The sequence below is a fragment of the Spirosoma arcticum genome, from assembly GCF_054779955.1.
In genome coordinates, this window is record NZ_BAAGXG010000003.1 from 418,821 (window position 1) to 440,172 (window position 21,352).

The 21,352-nt window shown below is 54.9% G+C and carries 17 protein-coding genes; 5 read left to right on the top strand and 12 right to left on the bottom strand.

The window, feature by feature from the left end:
* Positions 1-1,344: a cryptochrome/photolyase family protein gene (locus ACYVHB_RS08950; RefSeq protein ID WP_461051361.1), complete on the bottom strand. Its 1,344-nt coding sequence runs from the start codon at positions 1,342-1,344 to the stop codon at positions 1-3.
* A 110-nt stretch (positions 1,345-1,454) separates the two neighbouring features.
* Positions 1,455-1,802 (bottom strand): hypothetical protein, encoded by a 348-nt coding sequence (locus tag ACYVHB_RS08955; RefSeq protein WP_461051362.1) that lies wholly within the window; start codon positions 1,800-1,802, stop codon positions 1,455-1,457.
* Positions 1,803-2,161: 359 nt separating this feature from the next.
* Here ACYVHB_RS08955 and ACYVHB_RS08960 point away from each other — a divergent pair, with 359 nt between their 5' ends.
* On the top strand, positions 2,162-4,267 hold the full coding sequence (locus ACYVHB_RS08960; RefSeq protein ID WP_461051363.1) for a penicillin acylase family protein: 2,106 nt from the start codon (positions 2,162-2,164) through the stop codon (positions 4,265-4,267).
* Positions 4,268-4,338: 71 nt separating this feature from the next.
* On the opposite strand, the gene ACYVHB_RS08965 is transcribed toward ACYVHB_RS08960, so the two are convergent.
* On the bottom strand, positions 4,339-5,322 hold the full coding sequence (locus ACYVHB_RS08965; RefSeq protein ID WP_461051364.1) for a GlxA family transcriptional regulator: 984 nt from the start codon (positions 5,320-5,322) through the stop codon (positions 4,339-4,341).
* A 154-nt stretch (positions 5,323-5,476) separates the two neighbouring features.
* Between ACYVHB_RS08965 and ACYVHB_RS08970 the strand changes: the two genes are divergently transcribed.
* Positions 5,477-5,890, top strand: coding sequence for a DoxX family protein (locus tag ACYVHB_RS08970; RefSeq protein WP_461051365.1), 414 nt, complete (start codon positions 5,477-5,479; stop codon positions 5,888-5,890).
* A gap of 33 nt (positions 5,891-5,923) precedes the next feature.
* Positions 5,924-6,376, top strand: a complete 453-nt coding sequence (locus ACYVHB_RS08975; RefSeq protein WP_461051366.1) for a hypothetical protein — start codon at positions 5,924-5,926, stop codon at positions 6,374-6,376.
* A gap of 97 nt (positions 6,377-6,473) precedes the next feature.
* Here the strand turns inward: ACYVHB_RS08975 and ACYVHB_RS08980 are convergent, their stop codons facing one another.
* A complete protein-coding gene (locus ACYVHB_RS08980) occupies positions 6,474-7,178 on the bottom strand; it encodes a GNAT family N-acetyltransferase (protein ID WP_461051367.1) in 705 nt (234 codons plus the stop codon).
* Between the two features lie 367 nt (positions 7,179-7,545).
* Between ACYVHB_RS08980 and ACYVHB_RS08985 the strand changes: the two genes are divergently transcribed.
* Together ACYVHB_RS08985 and ACYVHB_RS08990 are read left to right on the top strand one after the other, a co-directional pair.
* Complete coding sequence (locus ACYVHB_RS08985) at positions 7,546-8,940, top strand: MFS transporter (RefSeq protein ID WP_461051368.1); 1,395 nt, start codon at positions 7,546-7,548, stop codon at positions 8,938-8,940.
* A 93-nt stretch (positions 8,941-9,033) separates the two neighbouring features.
* Positions 9,034-9,837, top strand: coding sequence for an ion transporter (locus tag ACYVHB_RS08990; RefSeq protein WP_461051369.1), 804 nt, complete (start codon positions 9,034-9,036; stop codon positions 9,835-9,837).
* Between the two features lie 5 nt (positions 9,838-9,842).
* Here the strand turns inward: ACYVHB_RS08990 and ACYVHB_RS08995 are convergent, their stop codons facing one another.
* From ACYVHB_RS08995 to ACYVHB_RS09030, 8 genes are all read right to left on the bottom strand, one after another.
* Positions 9,843-10,958, bottom strand: a complete 1,116-nt coding sequence (locus tag ACYVHB_RS08995) for an ABC transporter ATP-binding protein (protein ID WP_461051370.1) — start codon at positions 10,956-10,958, stop codon at positions 9,843-9,845.
* Between the two features lie 115 nt (positions 10,959-11,073).
* Complete coding sequence (locus tag ACYVHB_RS09000) at positions 11,074-12,354, bottom strand: hypothetical protein (protein ID WP_461051371.1); 1,281 nt, start codon at positions 12,352-12,354, stop codon at positions 11,074-11,076.
* Positions 12,355-12,367: 13 nt separating this feature from the next.
* Complete coding sequence (locus ACYVHB_RS09005; RefSeq protein WP_461051372.1) at positions 12,368-13,180, bottom strand: carbohydrate ABC transporter permease; 813 nt, start codon at positions 13,178-13,180, stop codon at positions 12,368-12,370.
* 1 nt (position 13,181) lies between these two features.
* Complete coding sequence (locus tag ACYVHB_RS09010; protein WP_461051373.1) at positions 13,182-14,033, bottom strand: carbohydrate ABC transporter permease; 852 nt, start codon at positions 14,031-14,033, stop codon at positions 13,182-13,184.
* Positions 14,034-14,111: 78 nt separating this feature from the next.
* On the bottom strand, positions 14,112-15,473 hold the full coding sequence (locus ACYVHB_RS09015) for an extracellular solute-binding protein (protein ID WP_461051374.1): 1,362 nt from the start codon (positions 15,471-15,473) through the stop codon (positions 14,112-14,114).
* Positions 15,474-15,532: 59 nt separating this feature from the next.
* The gene (locus ACYVHB_RS09020) at positions 15,533-16,603 is read right to left on the bottom strand and encodes a LamG domain-containing protein (RefSeq protein WP_461051375.1); all 1,071 of its coding nucleotides are present in this window, start codon (positions 16,601-16,603) and stop codon (positions 15,533-15,535) included.
* Between the two features lie 32 nt (positions 16,604-16,635).
* A complete protein-coding gene (locus tag ACYVHB_RS09025; RefSeq protein WP_461051376.1) occupies positions 16,636-18,183 on the bottom strand; it encodes a RagB/SusD family nutrient uptake outer membrane protein in 1,548 nt (515 codons plus the stop codon).
* A gap of 8 nt (positions 18,184-18,191) precedes the next feature.
* Complete coding sequence (locus ACYVHB_RS09030) at positions 18,192-21,350, bottom strand: SusC/RagA family TonB-linked outer membrane protein (RefSeq protein ID WP_461051377.1); 3,159 nt, start codon at positions 21,348-21,350, stop codon at positions 18,192-18,194.
* Between the last annotated feature and the right edge of the window lie 2 nt (positions 21,351-21,352).

Here is a 21,352-nt window from a genome sequence, read left to right on the forward strand (position 1 = left end):
TCACTTCGCCAACGCTTTTTTATACGTCTCCACGACCCGTTGCCGGGCAAAGGCGTGGTCGATCATGGGTTCAACGTAGTCCGGTGTTCCGTATTCGGGCACCCATTTGCGGACGTATTCTAATTTGGAATCAAACTTCTTCATTTGGGTGTCAGGGCTGAAGACCCGGAAATAGGGAGCCGCGTCGTTGCCCGAACCCGCCACCCACTGCCAGTTTCCCACGTTAGCCGCCAAGTCGTAATCGCGCAGCTTGGCTCCGAAATAGGCTTCCCCAATGCGCCAGTCGATGAGCAGGTGTTTCACGCAGAAGCTGGCCGTAATGAGCCGGGCGCGGTTGTGCATCCAGCCGGTCTGATTCAGTTGCCGCATCCCCGCGTCCACGAACGGAAAGCCCGTTTGGCCCGCCTTCCAGCGTTCGATGTCCTCGTCCCGATTCAGGAACGGAATGTTCTCGTACTCGCGCCGGTAGGCGTGTTTCTCGAAATGGGGAAAATGGTCGAGGACCTGAAAGTAGAAGTCGCGCCAGGCCAGTTCCGTTACGAAGCGCTCACTAACGGCCTGCGCCTGCCGAACCAGGTCGCGGATGCTGATGGTGCCGAAGCGCAAATGAATACCCAACTCACTGGTGCCGGTCCGGGCCGGGTAGTCGCGCATTTTCTCGTACGCCCGCAGAAAATCTTCGTCTACGGTGGGTACGGGATAATTTTCACCCAGCGGCTCAAAATTCATTTCTTCCAGCGTTGGAATGCCCCGGTTGGTGGGTCCGCCGTCAGCAGGTGGACTGGTTTTGTAGAAGTTGGCGAAGTACTTCTCAGTCGGGTACGACTTGAGGTAAAACTCGCGGCCTGATCCGCCAGCCAGTTTACCCATCCAGTTGCGGCTGTATGCCCCAAAAACGGTGTACGGTTTGCCACCCCCAGTTATGACCTCGTCGTGGTCAAAAATGGCCTGATCCTTCGAGACCCGAAAGCCAATTCCTTGCTCGGCCAGCATCGCTTTCACGACCGAGTCGCGTTCTTTGGCATACACCTCGTAGTCGTCGTTGGTAAATACTTCGGCAACGTCGTATTCCTCTATTAGCTGCTTCAGCACGTCGATTGGCCGACCATACCGGGCCACAAGCGCCGACCCCATCCCGGTCAGTTGATCCTGCAACGTGTGAATCTCTTTGTGAATAAACTCCACGCGCCGGTCGCGCCGGTCTTCGAGGATGTCCAGAATCAACCGGTCGAATATAAAAATAACAAGGACAGGACGCCCGCTTTTAAGTGCGTAGTACAGTGCAGCGTTATCGTGCAGCCGTAAGTCGCGCCGGAGCCAGCAGATAGAAATAGATTGGGCCATAAAAAAACGGATTGTTGAGTGGCAACCTACCGTTTTGGCGAAATGTTTGGCCGTAAAAAACCCCAACCTCCTGCCGAAGATCGGGGTTAACTTAATACTTAGTAACCGGCCTACTCGGGTTGAAACCGCAACCGAACCGTGTGCAGTTCGGCCGCGTCGCTGCCATAACCAACTAACTTTTTACCGGTCAATTGCTTAAGCAGGCTGGTGTTGATCTGCTCGTTCTGGCTGAACACAGCTAACTGACACAGTTCACTGTCGGTGTTCACCCGAAACTGAATGACGACTACACCCGCCCGCTGGGCCGGTCTAAGTGCGTCGGGGTATGAAATATAACTCGCCAGTTGCTTTTCTAAGGAAGCTTTCGGCGCTTTGTTTTTGCGGGGACTTGTCGGCGTAGCGGTGGCTTGCGTCGCCAGGAAGCCTACCAGCGTAAGGAGAAAAAGAGACTTTTTCATGACTTCATTTATGTTAGAAATTAAACAATGCCCACTCGCCCAGATGACTCGAAGAATCGTACGGACTAATGTTACATCAATATTACGTAAATATTACCTTAATGTTATCAAACTGTGAATTATTATTTAAACCTTAGTCGTCAATATTTATTTTTCGGCAAACAACGAACGGCTTTTATTCATAAAATAGCGACTTATTGGTTATAAACGACATAAAATAGTCCTCTCAACACAGTTTTACCAAATTAATAGTGGACTGCTATTATTAAGCGTATGTTAATAAATGGTTTACTATTGGTACGATTAGCTTGGTTTAGGCTTAATAGCTGTTATGTATATTTATTACCCGCAAAACCCGTATGAGAGCACTGACTATTCTTCTACTCGTCCATTTCACCCTGTTCGTTCCACTTTTCGCTCAAACCAGTGTTAATCTGTTTAAACCCGGTTCTGACGAACTTAATCGGGTAAGGCCAGCCGACATCACCATTGCCCGCGATACCTACGGGGTGCCCCACATCTTCGCCAAAACCGACCCGGAGGTGGCTTACGGACTGGCATGGGCACACGCCGAAGACGATTTCAAGACCATTCAGCTACTGATACTGCCGACCAAGGGGTTGCTGGGACAGCACCTCGGCAAAAAAGGAGCGGCTGCTGACTACGTCGTTGAACTGCTCCACGCCCCCGAACTCGTTGCTGAACAGGGTGCTACGGCGCTCTCGCCCGACTACCGGGCCGTGCTCAGCGGGTATTTACAGGGCCTGAACGACTACGCTCAGACGCATCCTAACGAGGTGCTGGTGAAGGGTGCGTTTCCCGTGTCGGTTACTGATTATTTGAAGGCCTCCGTGCTGTCGCTGTCGGTGATATCGGGCGTGGAACGGGCGCTGCAAACCATCTATGAGGGTAAATTACCCCTGATTGATTTGCTGAAAAATACCGGCTCAAACGCCATTGCGGTGCATCACAGCAAAACGACGGAGGGCAAAACCCTGCTGGCCGTCAACTCGCATCAGCCGCTCGAAGGGCCGGTGGCGTGGTACGAAGCGCACCTGTGCAGCGAGCAGGGCTGGAACATGCTGGGCGGGTTGTTTCCGGGCGGGGTTACCCTATTTCACGGCGTCAACGAACACCTCGGCTGGGCGCACACGGTCAACTACCAGGACAAAATCGACACCTACCAACTCCAAACCGACAAAGCCCACCCCAAGCAGTACTTTTTCGACGGGCAGTGGCTGCCACTGGAAGAAAAAACCGTAAAACTGCGCGTGAAGGGCATTCCGTTTGTCATAGGGCGCAAGGCGTACTGGAGCAAGTACGGGGCAACGATTGTGACGAAACAGGGAAGCTTTGCCCTCCGGACCGGAGCCAACCAGGACCTGCGCGGCACCGAGCAGTGGTATCGAATGAACAAAGCACGGTCGTTTTCGGAGTTTCAAAAGGCGATGCAGATGACCGCCATTCCCGGTTTCAACGTCGTGTATGCCGACCCGGACACGATCTATTACGTCAGCAACGGCAAAATTCCGTACCGCGACCCGGCCTACGACTGGAGTGGCACGCTGCCCGGCAACACCTCGAAAACACTCTGGACCAAATTCCGGCCGCTGAGCGATTTCCCGCAGTACATCAATCCGCCGGGTGGCTACCTGTTCAACATGAATAACACGCCCTTCAACGCCACTGCCCCCGCCAATAACCTGCGCCCGGACCAGTTCGACAAGACGATGGGCTACGAACGCTGGGACAACAACCGCAGCACCCGGTTCGGCGAATTGATCCGCCAGTACGACAAACTCAGTTACGCCGATTTCAAACGCATCAAGTATGACCTGCAACTACCCAAGAAACTGTCGTACGTGGCGGGTCCCGATGGCAACGTGCTGTTCACGCTCAAACCCGACGATTACCCCGACATCCGCGACCAGATACAAACGGTAGTATCCTGGAACCGGCAAGCCACCGCCGACAGCCGGGGTGCCCTCGTGTTTTTGCTGTTTTACGAATACTGGAAAGACAAAGCCACGAAAATGGCAAACCCACCGAAAGCACTCACGCCCGACGACTGCGCTGAGGGCCTTCGCTACGCCAAAACACACTTATCGAAAATCTTTGGCCGCACGGACCTGGTGCTGGGCGATTACCAGAAGCACGTCCGGGGCGGTAAGGCGCTGCCCATCTGGGGAATTCCCGACGTGATGGCGTCCATGTATACCAAGCCTTACACGAAAGGGCGGGTACAAAGCAACCAGGGGGACTCGTACATTCAACTGATAAAATTCCCAAAAACGGGTCTGCCCGAAATAGAAACCGTCAACTGCTACGGCGCGTCCAATCACTCCGACAGCCCGCACTACACCGACCAGATGGAGTTGTTCGTGAACCAGAAAACCAAGCCAATGACGCTGGACAAGGCCGAAGTCCTGAAAACAGCCAAACGAATCTACCATCCGGGTGATTGAGCTGTCTACTGCTGAGAGGTCCTCGGTCTGTGAGGTCACAGACCGAGGAAAGTCTCCTTCATCCCCAAACCTTACCCCAGCGCCACACCTTCCCGACTATATTTTTTGCGGTAATCCTGTGGCGTGAGTCCGGTGATCTGTTTGAACACTTTGCGGAACGTTTTCAGGTCGTTATAGCCCGCGTTATATACGATTGAACTGATGTCGTCGGCATTCTTTTCAAGCGCTTTTTTGGCCGATTCTATTTTCACCCGCTGTAGGTATTCCAGGGGCGTGTTCTGGGTGGCGCTTTTGAACCGCCGGATGAAATTCCGCTTGCTCATATTCGATTGCTCGGCAATCTGCTCCACAGAAATGGGCAGGTGGTAATTGGCTTCAATGTAGGTTTGAGCCTTCAATATGGCTTCGTCTTCGTGCTGTCGCTGCCCCTGAAACACCACAAAGTGAGCCTGACTCACCCGGTCCAGATCAATGTTGAACATCCGGCTCACCCCAATACTAATCTCCCGGCCGCAGAACTTCTCGATCAGGTACAAAATCAGATTCCACGACAGCAGCGCCCCGCCACTCGTGTAGATGCCGTCTTTGTCGGTCATCACACAGTCGGTGAGCACCTCCACGTCGTCGTAGCGTCGCTGCATATCGGGAAGCGCTGTCCAGTGGGAGGTGCAGGATTTTCCCGATAATATTCCGGCTTCGGCCAGAAAATAGCTGCCCACGCACATACTCGCGATTTCGGTTCCGGCGTCATAGCGCCCTTTCAGCCAGCTAATCAAACCGGGGTTTTTCGCCAGCGCCTGGTCCGGGCTGACGTAGAAAGCCGGAACAACAATCAAATCTGTATTCATTGCTTCGTCCAGCATGGTGGAGCAGATGAACTGAGCCGGTACAATCAGTTGAATGTTTGCTCCTTTTTCGCTGACTAATTCCAGTTCAAATGCGGGCGGGCGTCCCACTTGCTGCAAGTAGCCGTTGGTAGCAGTCAACAGATCGATAGCGCCCGATATGGACGATAGAACGGCATCTTCGTAGACAAGCAATGAGATTTTCTTCATGGTTTCCGGGGAAAGGACGAGGCAAAAATAGGGGATTTTATGTGGCACAAAAACACCCTAAGATAGTCATTTATACGCACACTGTAACCAGCATTTTGTGCCGAAATTTATAGCAACAAACAACTGAAAAAACGAACCATAAACGCTCTGTACCATGAAAAAGACAAAAATCACGTATTGGATTCTCACCGGTCTGTTCGCGTTCGCTATGCTCGGTTCGGCCATCCCGGATATCTTAATTATCCCGGAAGCCATACAAGGATTCAAAGAGATGGGCTATCCGGCCTACTTAATTCCGTTTCTGGGCTGGGCTAAACTATTGGGCGTGGTCGCCATTCTGGTTCCGGGTTATCCCCGTCTCAAAGAGTGGGCATACGCTGGATTGTTCTTTGATCTGCTCGGCGCGACGTATTCCGTCTACTCCATCGGCAAACCCTTCAGTGATTGGGCGCCCATGCTGGTCATCATCGGTGTGGGGATTGGCTCGTACGTCTTCTACCACAAAAAGCAGAAAATGGCTTCCCGAAATGGCGTGACCACGGGGCAGTTATCCTCGGTAGTTGTGTAGGAATGATAGAATCAAACCAAACTGACAACAGTCATGACCGAAATTGATGCTGAAAAGAAACCTCCTTCCGACTTAAAAAGCTTGGATAGATTGGCAGGAACGTGGAAAGTTTCCGACCCAAGTGGCAAAGCAGCAATCGACGGAGAAGTTACGTACCAGTGGCTGGACGGTGGCTTTTTCCTGATGCAGCACTTCGATTTCGTCCATAGCGGGCGGCAAATCAAGGGTATCGAAATCATTGGCCACTTGCAGCCATTTGGCGGAGAGCCAGGCAAGGATATACAATCCCGCATTTACGATTCGGCGGGCAACACCTTCGATTATGTGTATGAATTAGACGGCGATACACTGACAATTTGGGGTGGGGAACGGGGTTCTGCCGCCTTCTACAAAGGCACGTTCAGCCCCGATGGCAATACCAATTCAGGGGCCTGGGTGTATCCCGGTGGTGGCGGGTATGCATCGGCCATGACCAGAATCAGGTAAAGATTACCCCAAAGAAGGCCCACTGAACAACAACAAAAGCCGCTCCCAGACTAACTGAGTGCGGCTTTTGTACGCATTGATTCGTTTGAAAAGATGATTACCCTACCGATTCCAACTCCCGCTCCTTTCGGCGCGTCCGGTCGGTGTGGAGCCGCATCAGCACACGCTCTTTGATGCGCATCCAGCGTTCGTAGAGTTTTGATTCTTTCAGAAAATTCCACTTGTCTTCTTTCTTCTCCTTTTCATGCTCCTCGGGGTCGTAGAGCATCCCCGTACATAGGCAGTGCTTGCGGTTGGTACGGGTTAGAATGTCGAAGTTGGCGCAGGTCTGGCATCCTTTCCAGAACGAATCGTCGGTGGTCAGTTCGCTGAGCGTAACGGGCTGATAGCCAAGATCGGAGTTGATTTTCATTACGGCTAAGCTCGTCGTGATGCCGATAATCTTGGCATCCGGAAACTTGGTCCGTGAGAGTTCAAACGCTTTGGCTTTAATGCGCGTGGCGATGCCGCTTTTACGGTGTTCAGGGCGAACGATCAGGCCGGAGTTCGCCACAAACTTACCGTGTTCCCACGTTTCGACGTAGCAGAACCCAACCCACTCGCCGGAGAGCGTAGTGGCCACGATGGCTTTACCTTCGAGCATTTTCTCCATCACGTAAATGGGAGAGCGTTTGGCAATGCCGGTTCCCCTGGCCTTCGCACTTTCTTCCATCTCTTGACAAATGGTTTCGGCCAGTTTCAGATGGTCTTCGTTAGCAACCTGAACAATAAACTGATCGTTAACTATTTCGGGCGTTATCATTGGCGTTACCTGGGCGGCTGCAAAGCCACAAAACGGGACGGATAGAGTATCCGGGCTGTTGTTAGAAATGAAAAGGATGGGAATTGACGAAAAGATGCTGCCACGTAGGCAGGCGATATTATATAGTCCTCACGGACCTGAACCGAAATGGCGTGGTATGAAAGAAAGTCGGTATGTAGACGAGCTTGGCCATTGGTTACTATAGGCAGAAAACGCGGGCAATGTTCGGTATATTATCCGGGTCGCGCAATACATTAAACGGATTTTTTGCGCGATAGTTCGGCAACGGGCCAAACATAATCATTCGTCACTGGGTAGAGAGAGTAACGACGTAATTTGTACCGGTTCACCCGCCTGACTTCGACGCATGATAACGGCTTTACCTCCTCCCTCCTACCCGCTCACCCTCAGTCGAAGCAGACCTCTGCGCTACGGTGTTTTTCTGTACCTCTACATCATGCAGGGAATTCCGGCGGGTTTTTACACGACGGCGCTGACCAACTATTTTGCGGCCGAAGGCGTCAAACCCGATTTGGTCGGCTCGTTTGTGGCCATTATCGGCCTGCCGTGGGCGTTTCAGTTTATTTGGGGGCCGCTCATCGACCGGTTTCAAGGTTCCTCCATGGGTCGGCGCAAGCCGTGGGTTGTCGGGGCGCAGTCCATGACTGTGCTGGCGTCGCTGACATTGCTGCTCGTGCGCGACCCGGTGGGGCAGATTACGACGCTTAGCTGGTTGTTTTTCGGGCGGAGCATTTTTGCCGCCATTCAGGACGCCAGCGTCGACGCACTGGCCATTACGGTCACGCCCGAAGAAGAGCGGGGGCGCACCAATGGCTTCATGCGAATCGGTTATTTGGCGGGCTACGGGGGGGGCGCAGCCATCTTTGCCGTAATCCTGAGGAATTATGGCTTCCACGCAGCCGCGCTGACGCTTGTGCTTTGCCTGCTGACGGGGGCCGTGCTGACGTTTTTCATCCGCGAACAACCCGGCGACCGGCTCCTGCCCCGCCTAAATTGGCCCTACTTCGGGCGGGAACGCCCAACGCCCTCCGCAACCCCGGTCTCGGCCCGCCAACCTGGTGATCCGGCAACCACCGGGTCAACCCGATCTGCCGACGTAGTGCCGCACAATTTCCGCTGGCTGTTCACCGAGTTGTTCCAGGGTTTGCTGGCTAAGCGCAGTCTGCTGCTGTTCGGCTCCATCATCCTGGCCTACGTCAGCGTCGCCCTGTTTCTGCGGGCCTATAATTTTCACCTGATTCGCGAACTCAAGTGGCGCGACACCGAGCTGTCGGTCCTGACCGGTACGTACGGTATGGTTGCCGCAGCGGCCGTATCGCTGACGGGTGGCTACGTAGCCGACCGGATCGGTGCGCGTCGGCTCCTGGTCATCATGCTGGTTGTGGTGGCGGCTTACCTCATCGGCTTTAACCTGATAGCCGATCTGTGGGTCCGGCGCGACGTGTCACAAACGGGCTTGGTGGCCCTGTTCTTCATGGACCCCTGCATCAGCGTGGCCGCTATGCCGGTGCTGATGGCTATTTGCCGCCGGGGCGTGGAAGGCTCCCAGTTTACGACGTATATGGCGATGGTTAACCTGAGCGATATCGCCGGAACGTACCTTTCCGGCGAAGCCTTAAATTTCTTCTCAACCCGCAGCATCGGACTGTTTTCGGGCGGCACGGCCGCGCTGGCCTTAGTCGTTATTTTCTTTGCACTCCAGCGTTACCGACGCATTGGTGAGGTAAAGCACCACCCGTAAACGCTTTACTTCGGTCAGCTTCCTTTACCCGGCAACGCTACCCAAAGTCAGCGCGACTGCGTAGCTTGCGAGTCATACCCCTTCCTGGCCGTTATGCACTCGCTCCGCCGAACTCTTTACCGCATTCTCGAAACCTCGTCGGGCAAACGGCGGGGTGTAAGCTTAGTGTTCAACATTACGCTCATCAGCATCATCACTCTAAACGCCGTCGCCATTGTGCTGCACACGGTGCCGGAATACAACCAACGGTTTGCACGTCTTTTCTACGATTTTGAATTGTTCTCGGTCGGATTCTTCACCATCGAATATTTACTCAGAGTTTGGGTCTGCGTCGAAAACGACCGGTACCGGCACTGGTTCCGGGGGCGGCTGCGGTATATGCTGTCGGCGTCGGCCATCATTGACTTATTGGCTATTATCCCGTTCTACGTCACGCTTTTTACCACCGATTTGGCCGTCATCCGAATTCTACGGCTGTTCCGGATTTTCCGGCTGTTCCGCATCTCGCGCTATTCCCACGCGTTCCGTATGATACAGCGGGTAGTGAGCGACAAAAAAGAAGAATTGATACTGAGCATAGTCCTTGTGGTATTTATGCTCATCATCGTATCGAGCGTGGTGTATTACGTGGAACACCCGGCTCAGCCCAACAAATTTTCCTCTATTCCGGCCACCATGTGGTGGGGTGTCAGCGCCATGACGACCGTTGGTTACGGCGACATGCTTCCCATTACACCCCTCGGCAAGTTCCTCGGCGGTATCGCAGCCATTATAGGAATCGGCTTATTTGCGTTACCGACGGGTATTTTGGTATCAGGATTTACTGAACATATCCGAAACCAGAAAGCCCCTCTTACCCGACACTGTCCCCACTGCGGAAAAGAGATTAGGGCGTAGCCTGTCTACCGAATGGCCTGTTCGGTTTCGGCATCAAAAAAGTGAGCCTTGTCAACGTCCCAGAACGTGGCCATCGCCTTGTCTGTGCTGATGACTGCATCGCTGGACAGGCGGGCGATGAACCGGTGCCCCTCAACCGTAAAATAAGCCAGTGTCTCGCTGCCCATGTGTTCAACGGCGTCAGGAACAATGCGTTTATCCGGCGAATAATAGGGTCGCTGACCGCTCATGGGCTGGTCGCTCAAGTGTTCAGCCCGGATGCCCAGCACGACAGCGCGGCCATCGTACGGCGTCAGCGCGGAATGATGAGCAGAGTCGCTCAGGCCGATTTGTACCGTACCGCCTTCGCTCTCGAAACATAATGTCGTACCGGTGGTCGCAATCCGACCGGGCAGGAAATTCATAGGTGGACTGCCGATGAACCCCGCCACGAAGCGATTGGCAGGTTGGTTGTAGAGCGTCAGGGGCGTGTCGTGCTGCATCACGTCACCGTTACGCAGCACCACAATCCGGTCGCCAAGAGTCATGGCTTCGACCTGGTCGTGAGTGACGTAGATCATCGTAGCCTGAAGGTCACGGTGGAGTTTCTGGAGTTCGATGCGGGTTTGGCCACGCAGTTTGGCGTCGAGGTTGCTCAGCGGCTCATCGAACAGAAACACTTTCGGCTCGCGGACGATGGCCCGCCCAATGGCCACCCGCTGCCGCTGCCCACCCGACATATCTTTGGGCTTGCGGTCGAGGAGGGGTTCGATCTCCAGAATCTGAGCTGCCCGCGTCACCCGCTGCCGGATTTCATCTTTCGGCATGTTGCGCAGCTTCAGCCCAAACGCCATGTTGTCAAAGACGGTCATGTGCGGGTAGAGCGCGTAGTTCTGAAACACCATGGCGATGTCGCGGTCTTTGGGGGCAAGGTCGTTGATCCGCTGCCCGTCGAGAAGCAGGTCACCATCGGTGATTTCCTCGAGTCCCGCAATCATCCGCAACAGCGTGGACTTGCCGCAGCCACTCGGCCCGACCAGCACCACAAATTCGCGGTCCTTCACGTCGATTGTTACGTCGCGTATTACCTGCGGCCCACCCGCGTATGCCTTGGCAATGTGTTTCAGAAGTACTTCAGCCATGAAACGAATGAGTGAAAGCGTGAACCGGAGCGCCGGAACGGAGTGAAAGAGCGCTAAATCCGGCGAAAACCGCTCTTTCACTCCGGTCCGGCGCTCCGGTTCGCTCTATCACTCTTTATTTTAGTTTACTCAACACCTCCGGGTACTGTTCCAGCCGCTGAAACGCCCAGAGTGATTCGATGGTGGATTCGGCCCCGGAGTTGCGGTTTACGACCGCGTTCGAGCCGATACCGTCGTAACCCCGGCCGGTGGCGCGGTCGTACATGACGGCGTTGGCGGGGTTTTTTCCCAGAAACCAACCCGCAAACTGCACGGCCATATCAGCGTATTTGGCATCTTTCGTCTGATCGTAGGCTTCGAGCGCGGCCCAGACCATCGGCCGAACGCCGTAGGCAATCTGCGAAAATTTAGCGGTAGCAACCGCTTTTACTTCACTGCCCGACTGCTCAACGGCAAACGATTCGAGCAGACCCTCCTTGAGCAGGTATGGGTAAAGATTGTCGATTTCGCGCCGGGCAGCGGTCTGCCACGCGGGTTTATTCAGGGCTTTGCCGACCCGTAACAACGCGTAGGCCTGATCGCTGGCGTAGGCGTGCCAGTTGTTCTCGAAACTCAAGATTGCACCGTACGGATACTGCCCCGGCCCGCCGTACTGCATGGCCACAATGCCCTCGCCCAGCAACTCAATCAGTTTCAGTACGTCGGCGCTGGGTGTCTGTTGCTGAACGTTGGCCAGACCGAGCAGCATGATAGCCGCCTGATCGGACCCGGACCCGAACGGGAGCCACTTGGGTACTTTCACACCCCGTACAAAATTGAACTCCTGCCGCCGACTACCGAAATCACGGAGCGTGACCGTTACTAATTTCTGGGTTGCGGTCTGGATGCGTCCGGCCAGCGCGGGGTCAGCTTTCTGGTAGTACGGGTACACTTCAGTCAGGTGCCACATCGCCCGCCATGACCAGAAATTCGGCTCGGCAACGCTGGTTTTGAAGGTTTTGTTAATCAGTCGGTCGGGCCAGAGAAAATTGTAGAAATACCCCCCCTCCGACTGAAGCTGCAATACAAATTCGGTCATGGCCCGAAGTTTAGCCTGCTTGTCGGTGCTGGTGGCAAGGTCGGGTTCGCGGAGTAAAAACAGGGCTGCCCGCGACACGTCGTCCACGCAGGTAAAACCCTCGTCGGCATCCGTTACCAACCGGTAGTCGGGGGCTTCGCTGTAGATAGCCACCGTCCCGACCTCGGCCCCGTTTGCTAATTTGACGGCCTGGTAGAGCCGGTCCAGATGCGACAGACTGACATATCGCTCAGCGACCGTTGGGGTCTGGGCTGCGGGCTGGTCTTTTTTGCACGAAAAGACCAGCAGAAAAATAAACAGAATATGGAGTTGTCGCATACGTGAAACGTTGTCAATCCTTCATCCCCGACGTAGCCATGCTGCGGATGAAGTGTTTCTGGAAGAATAAATACAGGATCACAATCGGCACGGCCAGCGCGACGGCAGCCGCGATCTTGACGCCCAGTTGCGCATCGGCCCGGCCACCCACCGAAAACAGCGTCACCAACTGCGGCATGGTCATCGTCGGCTCATCGCGGATCACGATCAGCGGCCACAGTGCTTCGTTCCACAAGCCCATGAATGTCAGGATCGTAATCGTCAGCACGGTGGGCAGAATGTTCGGCACGAGGATCTGGAAAATAATTCGCAACTCTCCCGCCCCATCCATCCGGGCCGCGTCGATGAGCGATTGCGGCAAGCCCTGAAACGCCTGCCGGAACAGCAGCACCGACAGCGAACTTAGCGCAAACGGCACAATCAGCGCGAAATACGTGTCGACCCAGCCGAGCCGTACCATCGTAATATAGTTGGGAATGAGCGTGATCTGGAACGGTAGCGTCATCGTGAAAATGATGAGGTAAAAGATGGCACTGCGCCCCACAAAGTTGAGCCGGGCGAGCGCGTAGCCGACCATCGCGCCCGAAACAAGTACAAGGCCGGTCGTGACGATGGCAACAAACGCACTGTTGAGAAACGCCCGGCCCAGCGGAATCTTCGTGAATACCGTCACGTAATTTCCCCACGTGAACCCTTCCGGCAACAGCACCAGCGACCCCAGCCCGCTCTCCGACGACAGCGACGCGCTTACCATCCAGACGAACGGATACACGAACGACAGGGCCGCCAGAATCAAGAGCGTGTATTTGAGAATGGTTTGGGGCATATTAAATTTCCTGTTCAACGTACCGCTTCTGGATCACCACCACGAACAGGATAATCAGCGCGAAGCAGAAGCCGAGCGTGGCCGAATAACCCATGTGATAGTATTGAAAGGCCTGTTTATAAATGTACATCACCGCCGACAGCGTCGTGTTCATTGGTCCGCCCTCGGTCATGATGTACGGCTCGATGAAGAGCGAAAACCCGCTGATGGTCGACAAAACAACGACCGTAAAAATCGTTGGGTTGATGATGGGCAGCGTAATGTAACGGAACTTCTGCCAATTGGTGGCCCCTTCCATATCGGCCGCTTCATAGTACTGTTCGGGCACGGATTGCAGGCCGACCAGGAACAGAATTACGTATAACCCAACGTTTTTCCAGGTTGCCATCACCGCAATCGAGTACATCGCCACGGCCGGGTCGTCGAGCCACGCCACGCGCGGCAGGGCAATAGCCGTCAGCAGCCGGTTCAGCAGTCCCGAATTAAAGCTCAGCAATTGCTGCCACAGAATCGTGACGACGACGCCCGACACAATGACGGGCAGGAAAAAAGCGGCCCGGAAAAAGCTCGCTCCCCGCACCGTCCGGTTCAGCAACTCAGCCAGCGCCAGCGCAATCAGAATTTGCAGCGGAATGTGCACGACCAGGAACCGCAGCGTATTGTAAATAGCCTGCCAAAAAAGCCGGTCCCTAAACAACCGCTCGTAGTTGGCCAGCCCGACGTATTGCATCGGCGAAATGATGTTCCAGCTATGAAACGTCAGCACCACCGAAAACACCACCGGAAACAGGACAAACACCGCCACGTGAAGCAGGTAAGGCGAAACGAGGAGGTAGGGGGTAAATTTTTTCATACGTTCGTACCCATAGACGGTCGGCCGCTGCCGCTTTAGCCCGTGCTCTCTATTTACAAAACACGGGCTAAAGCTCGTCTAATTGCCAAGTAACACGTCCACCGCCTTTGCTGCATCAGCGATGGCAGATTCGGGCGTTTTTTTGTTGAAAATAACGCAGGCTTCGTACTCCTGCGAAATAATATCGAATACCTCTACAATGACCTCGCTATTGTCGACGCCTTTGATATGCCGGGTTTGTTTGGCGAACGGCTGCAAACCGGGGTGTTTCGCCAGGAAGGTCGCAAAGTATGGATTGGTGTCCAGATTTTTCCGGCTCGGAAACTGATTGGTCAGTTCCAGCAGCCGCAAATCGCCGGGTTGATCGACCAGTGTTCGGACAAATTCCCAGGCGGCCTGCGGGTCACGGCAGGTATTAAAGATTACGATGTTTTTCGGATCGCCGTAGCTGTAAACGGGACCCGTATGACCATCGGGCACGGGCATGGAGTAGGAACCATACTCGAAACCGGGGTCTTTGTACTTTTCGATGAATTCAACTGTGTAAGGACCAGTAAACTGCGAAGCAATGCGCTTAGCCAAAAACGGGTCCCGGGTGGCGGAAAGTCGTTCTTTAGCGAAGTAATTTTCCCGGTAGAGCGTCTGTAGAAACCGGAACACTTCCACCGCATAGCGATTATTGAACGCAGCCCGTTGTTGTCCGCCCGGTGTGCGGGTTAGCAGGGGCGCTCCGTTGGATGCGGCCAAATAAAGCGGGTAAAAATTGAACAACCGCTGATACCAGATCGCTTTTACTTCGGTGTAACCCAACCACTGATCCACGTAACCATCGCCATCGTTATCCTGCTTAAACTGCCGCCCCGCGTCGGTATAACCCGCATAGGTGTAGGGCGGGCCTCCGGTTTTCAGCGACGGCTGACCGAGCCCACTCAGGGCGCGGGTGTTGCAGACCAGCATAAACGGATTCACCTTCCACGGCACTTGGTAGATGTGTCCATCCGACGACGTAATTTCCCGAATCACGGCACTATCGCAGCGGGCGGTGATAAACTCCAGGAAGCCTTTCAGTGTATCGAGTGGCACCAGCACCTTGGCTTTGGCGTACATCTCGACGCTGCCCTGCCACATATTGGCGTAGATGTCGGGCGTGGTTTTGCCCACCACCGACGCCAGAATAATCTCCTCGCTCGACTGCCCTTCGGGGATGGGCTGGTAGCGCAGTGGTTTGTCGGGCCGGGTACGTTTCCATTGCTCCGTAAACTCCTTCGCAAACGTAATCTCCCCAGCGTTGTTGGAACACCAAAACGTCAGCGCCCGCGACTGAGTCGGGTCGTCGCGCTGGCAGGCAGTGAGAAGCAGGAATAGCAGGAGAAACGGGCATTTGGGCATCTTTCTTGTTTTTGTCATGCTGACGCAGGAAGCATCTTCGATTAAAGCCATGTTTTCCTGCTATTTAGAGAAGATTCCTCCTGCGTCAGCATGACAAAAGCATTCTAACATTACGGCTTCTCCGCGTTATAAATCGACGTCACCTGCGTGTCGCTCAGGGCAACGTTATAGATACGAACTTCGTCCAGATCACCACGGAAATAACCGCCCCAGGGACCATTGAAATTGTTGCCGTCGGCATCATCTTTCTCGTTGGCCTGGTATAGACTTGTCGGCAAATCCTGACCAATGGCTAAATTAATCGTATTCTTTACGGCCACAGGATCGCCCGTTAAGTTAGGCCAGCTTTTCACTAATGCGCCATTCAGGTAAAAATTCATGTTACCCGCTTTGTAGCTCACCGTGATGTGATACCATTTATTCAGGTCCAGCGTCGGGGCGGCATTGTCACGGTCAATGATTCCAGTAGTGGTCTTAACTGTGAAGAACGCATAATTGGCTTGCTGAATATTGAGTTTATAGCCATTCCAGCGGTTTAAGCCCAATATATAGTTATTACCCGCAACCGAATTTGAATCCATGCGTGCCCACACACTGACTGTAATTTCCTTGGCCGGGTTTAGGGCTGGATTATAAGGTATTTCAATATTACCGCCTTTGAAGAAATGGTACGCCTTACCGTCAACCCCGTAGCGGTCTTTTGTTAGAGTGGGTGTACCGGCACCCCACAGCGTACTACCCGCTTTTAGCGATCCATTGAAACCCTTGCCCGATGCATCATTCGCATTACCGTCCATTTTCAGGTACAATGCTAATTTATCGGGCGCAATTTCCTGCACCCGCTTGCTCAGGAACACAACACCAGCCTGCCCCAAGTTTACGTAGGCGTTGTTGACCTCCGTTTGCGTGGCGTTGGCGTTAGTATTCACTGTCGTAGCCGCGTCGATAGCGGTTTTAAAAACGGCTTTTGACCCAATCTCGAACTGACCAACCTGCACACCCTCGACCGCCAGGGCATATCCAGCGTTAGCACTGTCTAACCGAGCTTTGAGCCGGGTTTTATCGACAGGAATAGCCGCCGGTTCGTCGTCCTTCTTGCAGGACTCGAACACGACCAGCATTAGCATAGCCGCCAGCACCATACCGAGCAGCGAACGGAGCGAAAATGAATTGTTTTTCATGATAGTAGTAAAAATTGAATTGATTGAAATAATTAAAATGTAAGAGCCTTGTTGGTGTCCCGCTCACTCTGCGGAATTGGGAAATAGCGGTTGGTTTCGTACTTAAACTGCGGCTTATCGCGCAGGGCGGCCTGGGCGTAGTCTTTGCCGTAGCGCATCAGATCGAAATAGCGGTGAAACTCGAAACCCAGTTCCACGCGCCGTTCGTGACGGATGGCGTCGCGCACGGTCGACTGGCTGGCCACCGTTATGTCGGGCAAGAGTCCGGCCGGAACGGTGCCCACAACGGCGGTACCCGAACCCGGCGTTCCCGTTGCCGACATGGGGGCGCTCAGCGTTGGGTCGTTCAGGTAGCTTTCCCGCGCCCGCTTCCTAACCTGATTCAGCAACGGCAGGGCTTCGGCCGGGCGGTTCAGTTCATTGAGTGCTTCGGCCTGCATCAGCAGCACGTCGGCAAACCGGATGGCTACGTAGTTCAGGTTGCCGTCGCCCTTAGTGGCGGGTGGAATTTCGGCCAGCGGCTGCTCATGCTTTTTGGTTAGATAGCCCGTCGATGACCAATTGGCCTGGAACGGTTCGCCATTTACCCACGGCCGCCCCTCACGCCCAACGGTGTAGTCGAGCCGGGGGTCGAATACGCCCGCGCCCGTCTTCTCAAACTCATTGACAAAGCTCTGCGTTGGGGCGTTGAAAAAGTAGCCGTTTTCACCCGGCCGGGGCGCAAACCACTGGTTCAGGCGATTACCCGTAAATGGCACCTGTCCGGCCAGATGCTGCACCGAAAACACCGACTCGCGGCTGTTTTTGAATGCCTGACTGAAGTTCTGGGAAAACACCGGTAACAGCGCGTAATTACCAATAGCCTGTACCTGCCCGGCCGTCGCAACAGCCTGCTCCCACTTTTGCTGGTACAAATACGCCTTTGCCAGCAGGGCCGTGGCGGCTCCTTTCGTGGCCCGCCCCACGTTAGCCCCTTCGTAGGTAGCAGGCAAGTTTTTGATCGCTTCGGCTAAATCCGGTTCGATGGCCTGCGTGTACACCGACGCCACCGGCGACTGCGCAATCTGCAATTGATCGGCGTTTTTCGGTTCCAGCAGTACCGGCACCGGGCCGTAAATGTTCACCAAATAGAAATAGTACATGGCCCGCAAAAACCGCGCTTCGCCCAGAATTCGGATCTTCAGATCGGCGTTCATCGTGATACCCGGCACCTGCGCCAGCACCTGATTGCAGCGGGCTACGCCCTCGTACAACTCGCCCCACTGCGACTCGACGGGTCCATTATTGGGAAAAATCTGGAAGTCATCGACCAGTCCAATATCAGCCTGATCGCCGGGGTCACCGCCTTTGGCCGCATCGTCGGACGCCACATCGCCGAATACCCACAGCCGGTTGCGGTCACTCGAAAACGACAGGGGCGTGTAGGCCGCGTTGATCGCCAGCACCGCCTGCGCTTCGGTCCTGAAAAACGTCCCGTCCGAATAGTTGCCGAGCAGTTCTTCGTTCAGGTAATCTTTGCAGCCGATGGTGGTCAGGACGAGAAAATTGGCCAGCAGGAATAGTTTATAAACTCGTTTCATAGTTCTCATCAAAATCCGACGTTCAGACCGATTGTGTACGTTTTTGCGCTTGGGTAGGTACCCCAGTCGATGCCCACCGCCACGTCGCCCCGGAACTGCTCACTGTTGAGATTATCCGACGATTGCTGCTCCGGGTCGAGGCCGGGGTACTTCGTGAACGTCAGCAGATTCTGACCCGCTACGTACACCCGCACCGTCGACGAGCCGATTTTCTGGCTCAGTTTGGCGGGCAGCGTGTAGCCGAGTTGTAAATTCTTCAGGCGGGTGTAAGCGCCGTCTTCCAGAAAGCGCGTCGAGGGTTGTTTGTTGTTGGCCGACCCGCGCCACGAAACTCTCGGTTGGGTGTTACTCGTCCCCTCGCCCGTCCAGCGGTCCTGCACCACGCGCTGCGTCACGTTGAACGCCCGGTAAAATCCTTCGATGTCCGTCGCGACCTGGTAATAAATTTTGTTACCCGCCCCGCCCTGAAAAAACACCGAAACGTCGAAACCCCGCCACTGCGCGTTGGCCGTCAGGCCGTAGGTCAGCGTTGGAATGGGGCTGCCCACGTGCGAGCGGTCGGCTTGGTTGATAACACCATCCCCGTTGATGTCGGCGAATTTCACGTCGCCGGGGCGGATGCCGTTCCCCTGAAACGCACTGGTGAAAATCTCGCCTTCATTCTGAAAAATACCGGTCTGTTGCAATAAGTAAAACGATCCAATCGGATAGCCCGGCTCGGTCAGCGTGGCAAACACGCCGTTGTCGATGCGTCCGCCCGGAATGGGCCGCCCGTCGCTGAGGGAGATGATTTTGTTGCGAATAAACGACGCGTTGGCGGTAATGTCGTAACTGACACTGCCCTTCCGGTCGCGGTAGATCAGGTCCAGTTCCAGCCCTTTGTTCTCGACCCGCCCGGCATTAACGTAGGGCACACCCGCTGACCCACCCGAACGCGGTACCGGCACGGGCACTAAAATATCGGACGTGGTTTTAATGAAATAATCCGCCGTGAACTGAATCCGGTTCCGCAGAAAAGCAGCATCAAGACCAATGTCGGTCTGCGTCGAGGATTCCCACTTCACGTTCGAGTTGCCCCGGCTGACGATGGCGTAGCCGTTGCTGGTTTGTTGCGGACTGCCGAAGGGATAATTGAATCCACCCCCAACGATGGACGCGTAGGGATAATTGCCGATGTCTTGGTTGCCCAACTGCCCGATGCTGGCCCGCAGTTTCAGCGCCGACACGACGTTCGTGAACCGTTGGAAAAACGCTTCCTGGTCAATGTTCCAGCCCACCGAGCCGGAAAAGAAGGTGGCGTAGCGATTTAGGGGCGAGAACCGTGATGAGCCGTCACGCCGGACGTTACCCGTTAGCAAATACTTGTTCTGGTAGGTGTAGTTGACCCGCGCAAACTGCGAGAATAGTTTCCAGCGCTGATCCCCTTCCGACGCTGACCGACCCAGCGGATCGTTACCCCGGCCCAGGAAACGCAGATTGTCGGACTGGTCGATGAAGTTCCGGTCGGAGCCGACGAGGTCCCGGCCAATGTTCTGAATGGCTTCCGTACCCACCAGCACCGCAATGTCGTGCTTGCCGCCAACGGTACGGGCGTAGGTCAGCGTATTATTCCAGTTCAGGTTGCTGAGCGTACTGATGCGGTTGCTGAGCGTGGCGGGGCTGTTGATGCGGTTGTTGGTTCCCCAATTTTCGTTGAACGTTTTGCGGTTGATGAAACTCAGGTCCAGCCCGCCGTCCGTCCGGAAGCGCAGCCCGTCGATGATCTGCCACTCGCCGAACAGGTTCCCGAAGGCGCGGTACTGGTTTTCGTTGTTGTCCTGTTTCTCCGCCAGCGCCACCGGGTTGTAGCCATCGCCGTAGAGATCAGGGCGGGCCGAGAGGTCGGCGTAGTCGCCGGTGACGGGGTCGAAAATCGGGTTGGCCGGAGTGCGAAACAAGGCGTACCGGACGATGCTGCCACCATTACCGCCGAAACCATCGCCCGAGCTACCTACGATGCTGCGCTTCGAGAACGTCAGGTTCATGCTCGTGCCGATTTTCACTTTACCCCCCATGTCCGTATCGACGCTGGTCCGCAGGGCGTAACGTTTGTAGCCAGAGTTGAGAATGATGCCCTGCTGATCGAAATAATTACCCGAAATCAGGTAGTGCGACCGCTCCGTGCCGCCACTGAACGAAAGCTGGTAGTTATGAATGGGGGCGGTACGAAAAATGGCCCGCTGCCAGTCGGTGTCAGGCAGTTGGCCGGGGTCGTCGGTGATGAGTTTGCGGTACAGGCTGGGAATGCCCAGTTCAGCATTGTCGGTGTTGGCGGCTTCGTTGTAGACCTGAACGTACTCGGCGGTGTTAGCCATCGGAATCAGCCGCCCTACCTGCTGAACGCCGGAGTAACTGTTGAACGAAATGCGGGGTGCACCACTCTGCCCGCGTTTGGTCGTCACGACAATGACACCGTTAGCCGCCCGCGCGCCATAGATGGCCGCCGATGAGGCATCCTTTAGCACCGACATGCTCTCCACGTCGTTGGGATTCAGAATGCTGAACGCGTCTTTGGTTGGTACGCCGTCGATGATGAACAGCGGGCTGTTGTCGTTGATGGTGCCAACGCCCCGAATTCGGACCGACACGCCCTCTCCCGGTGCACCGGTCGACTGCGTCACGCGTACCCCCGACGATTTACCCTGTAGCGCCTGGTCGATGCCGCCCACCGGCAATCGTCCAATATCCTTGGCCGTTACGGTCGAGACGGCTCCCGTCAGGTCGCTTTTGCGCTGGGTTCCATAGCCAACCACGACGACTTCATTCAAGGTCTTATCGTCTTCAAGCAACGTGATGCTGACATCTGAGCGCGAACCGACGGCTACTTCCTGCGTGACGTAACCGATATACGAGAACTGTAGAATCGCGGCTTCGTCGGGTACGTTCAGGGTGAAACGCCCATCAGCATCGGTAGTGGTGCCTTTTTCGGTGCCCTTAAGCAGGATGCTCACCCCTGGCAATGCCCCGCTTTTTGCATCCTGAACGGCACCCGTTATGGGGCGGCCAACGGATTGGGCAAACCCACTATCAACTGTCGGAACAGCCAGCAAAAAAAACAGCCATAGCCGCACAGGCAGGAAACGGCTCGGACTGACGTTGACCGGGCAGACAGGTATATACTGTTTCATAA

Excerpts from the sequence above, each read along its gene's own strand:
- ACYVHB_RS09015 (WP_461051374.1), bottom strand. The coding sequence starts at position 15,473 with ATGGCTTTAATCGAAGATGCTTCCTGCGTCAGCATGACAAAAACAAGA.
- ACYVHB_RS09020 (WP_461051375.1), bottom strand. The coding sequence starts at position 16,603 with ATGAAAAACAATTCATTTTCGCTCCGTTCGCTGCTCGGTATGGTGCTG.
- ACYVHB_RS08970 (WP_461051365.1), top strand. The coding sequence starts at position 5,477 with ATGAAAAAGACAAAAATCACGTATTGGATTCTCACCGGTCTGTTCGCG.
- ACYVHB_RS09000 (WP_461051371.1), bottom strand. The coding sequence starts at position 12,354 with ATGCGACAACTCCATATTCTGTTTATTTTTCTGCTGGTCTTTTCGTGC.
- ACYVHB_RS09030 (WP_461051377.1), bottom strand. The coding sequence starts at position 21,350 with ATGAAACAGTATATACCTGTCTGCCCGGTCAACGTCAGTCCGAGCCGT.
- ACYVHB_RS08985 (WP_461051368.1), top strand. The coding sequence starts at position 7,546 with ATGATAACGGCTTTACCTCCTCCCTCCTACCCGCTCACCCTCAGTCGA.
- ACYVHB_RS08960 (WP_461051363.1), top strand. The coding sequence starts at position 2,162 with ATGAGAGCACTGACTATTCTTCTACTCGTCCATTTCACCCTGTTCGTT.
- ACYVHB_RS08995 (WP_461051370.1), bottom strand. The coding sequence starts at position 10,958 with ATGGCTGAAGTACTTCTGAAACACATTGCCAAGGCATACGCGGGTGGG.
- ACYVHB_RS08955 (WP_461051362.1), bottom strand. The coding sequence starts at position 1,802 with ATGAAAAAGTCTCTTTTTCTCCTTACGCTGGTAGGCTTCCTGGCGACG.
- ACYVHB_RS08980 (WP_461051367.1), bottom strand. The coding sequence starts at position 7,178 with ATGATAACGCCCGAAATAGTTAACGATCAGTTTATTGTTCAGGTTGCT.
- ACYVHB_RS09010 (WP_461051373.1), bottom strand. The coding sequence starts at position 14,033 with ATGAAAAAATTTACCCCCTACCTCCTCGTTTCGCCTTACCTGCTTCAC.
- ACYVHB_RS08965 (WP_461051364.1), bottom strand. The coding sequence starts at position 5,322 with ATGAAGAAAATCTCATTGCTTGTCTACGAAGATGCCGTTCTATCGTCC.
- ACYVHB_RS09025 (WP_461051376.1), bottom strand. The coding sequence starts at position 18,183 with ATGAAACGAGTTTATAAACTATTCCTGCTGGCCAATTTTCTCGTCCTG.
- ACYVHB_RS08990 (WP_461051369.1), top strand. The coding sequence starts at position 9,034 with ATGCACTCGCTCCGCCGAACTCTTTACCGCATTCTCGAAACCTCGTCG.
- ACYVHB_RS08950 (WP_461051361.1), bottom strand. The coding sequence starts at position 1,344 with ATGGCCCAATCTATTTCTATCTGCTGGCTCCGGCGCGACTTACGGCTG.
- ACYVHB_RS09005 (WP_461051372.1), bottom strand. The coding sequence starts at position 13,180 with ATGCCCCAAACCATTCTCAAATACACGCTCTTGATTCTGGCGGCCCTG.
- ACYVHB_RS08975 (WP_461051366.1), top strand. The coding sequence starts at position 5,924 with ATGACCGAAATTGATGCTGAAAAGAAACCTCCTTCCGACTTAAAAAGC.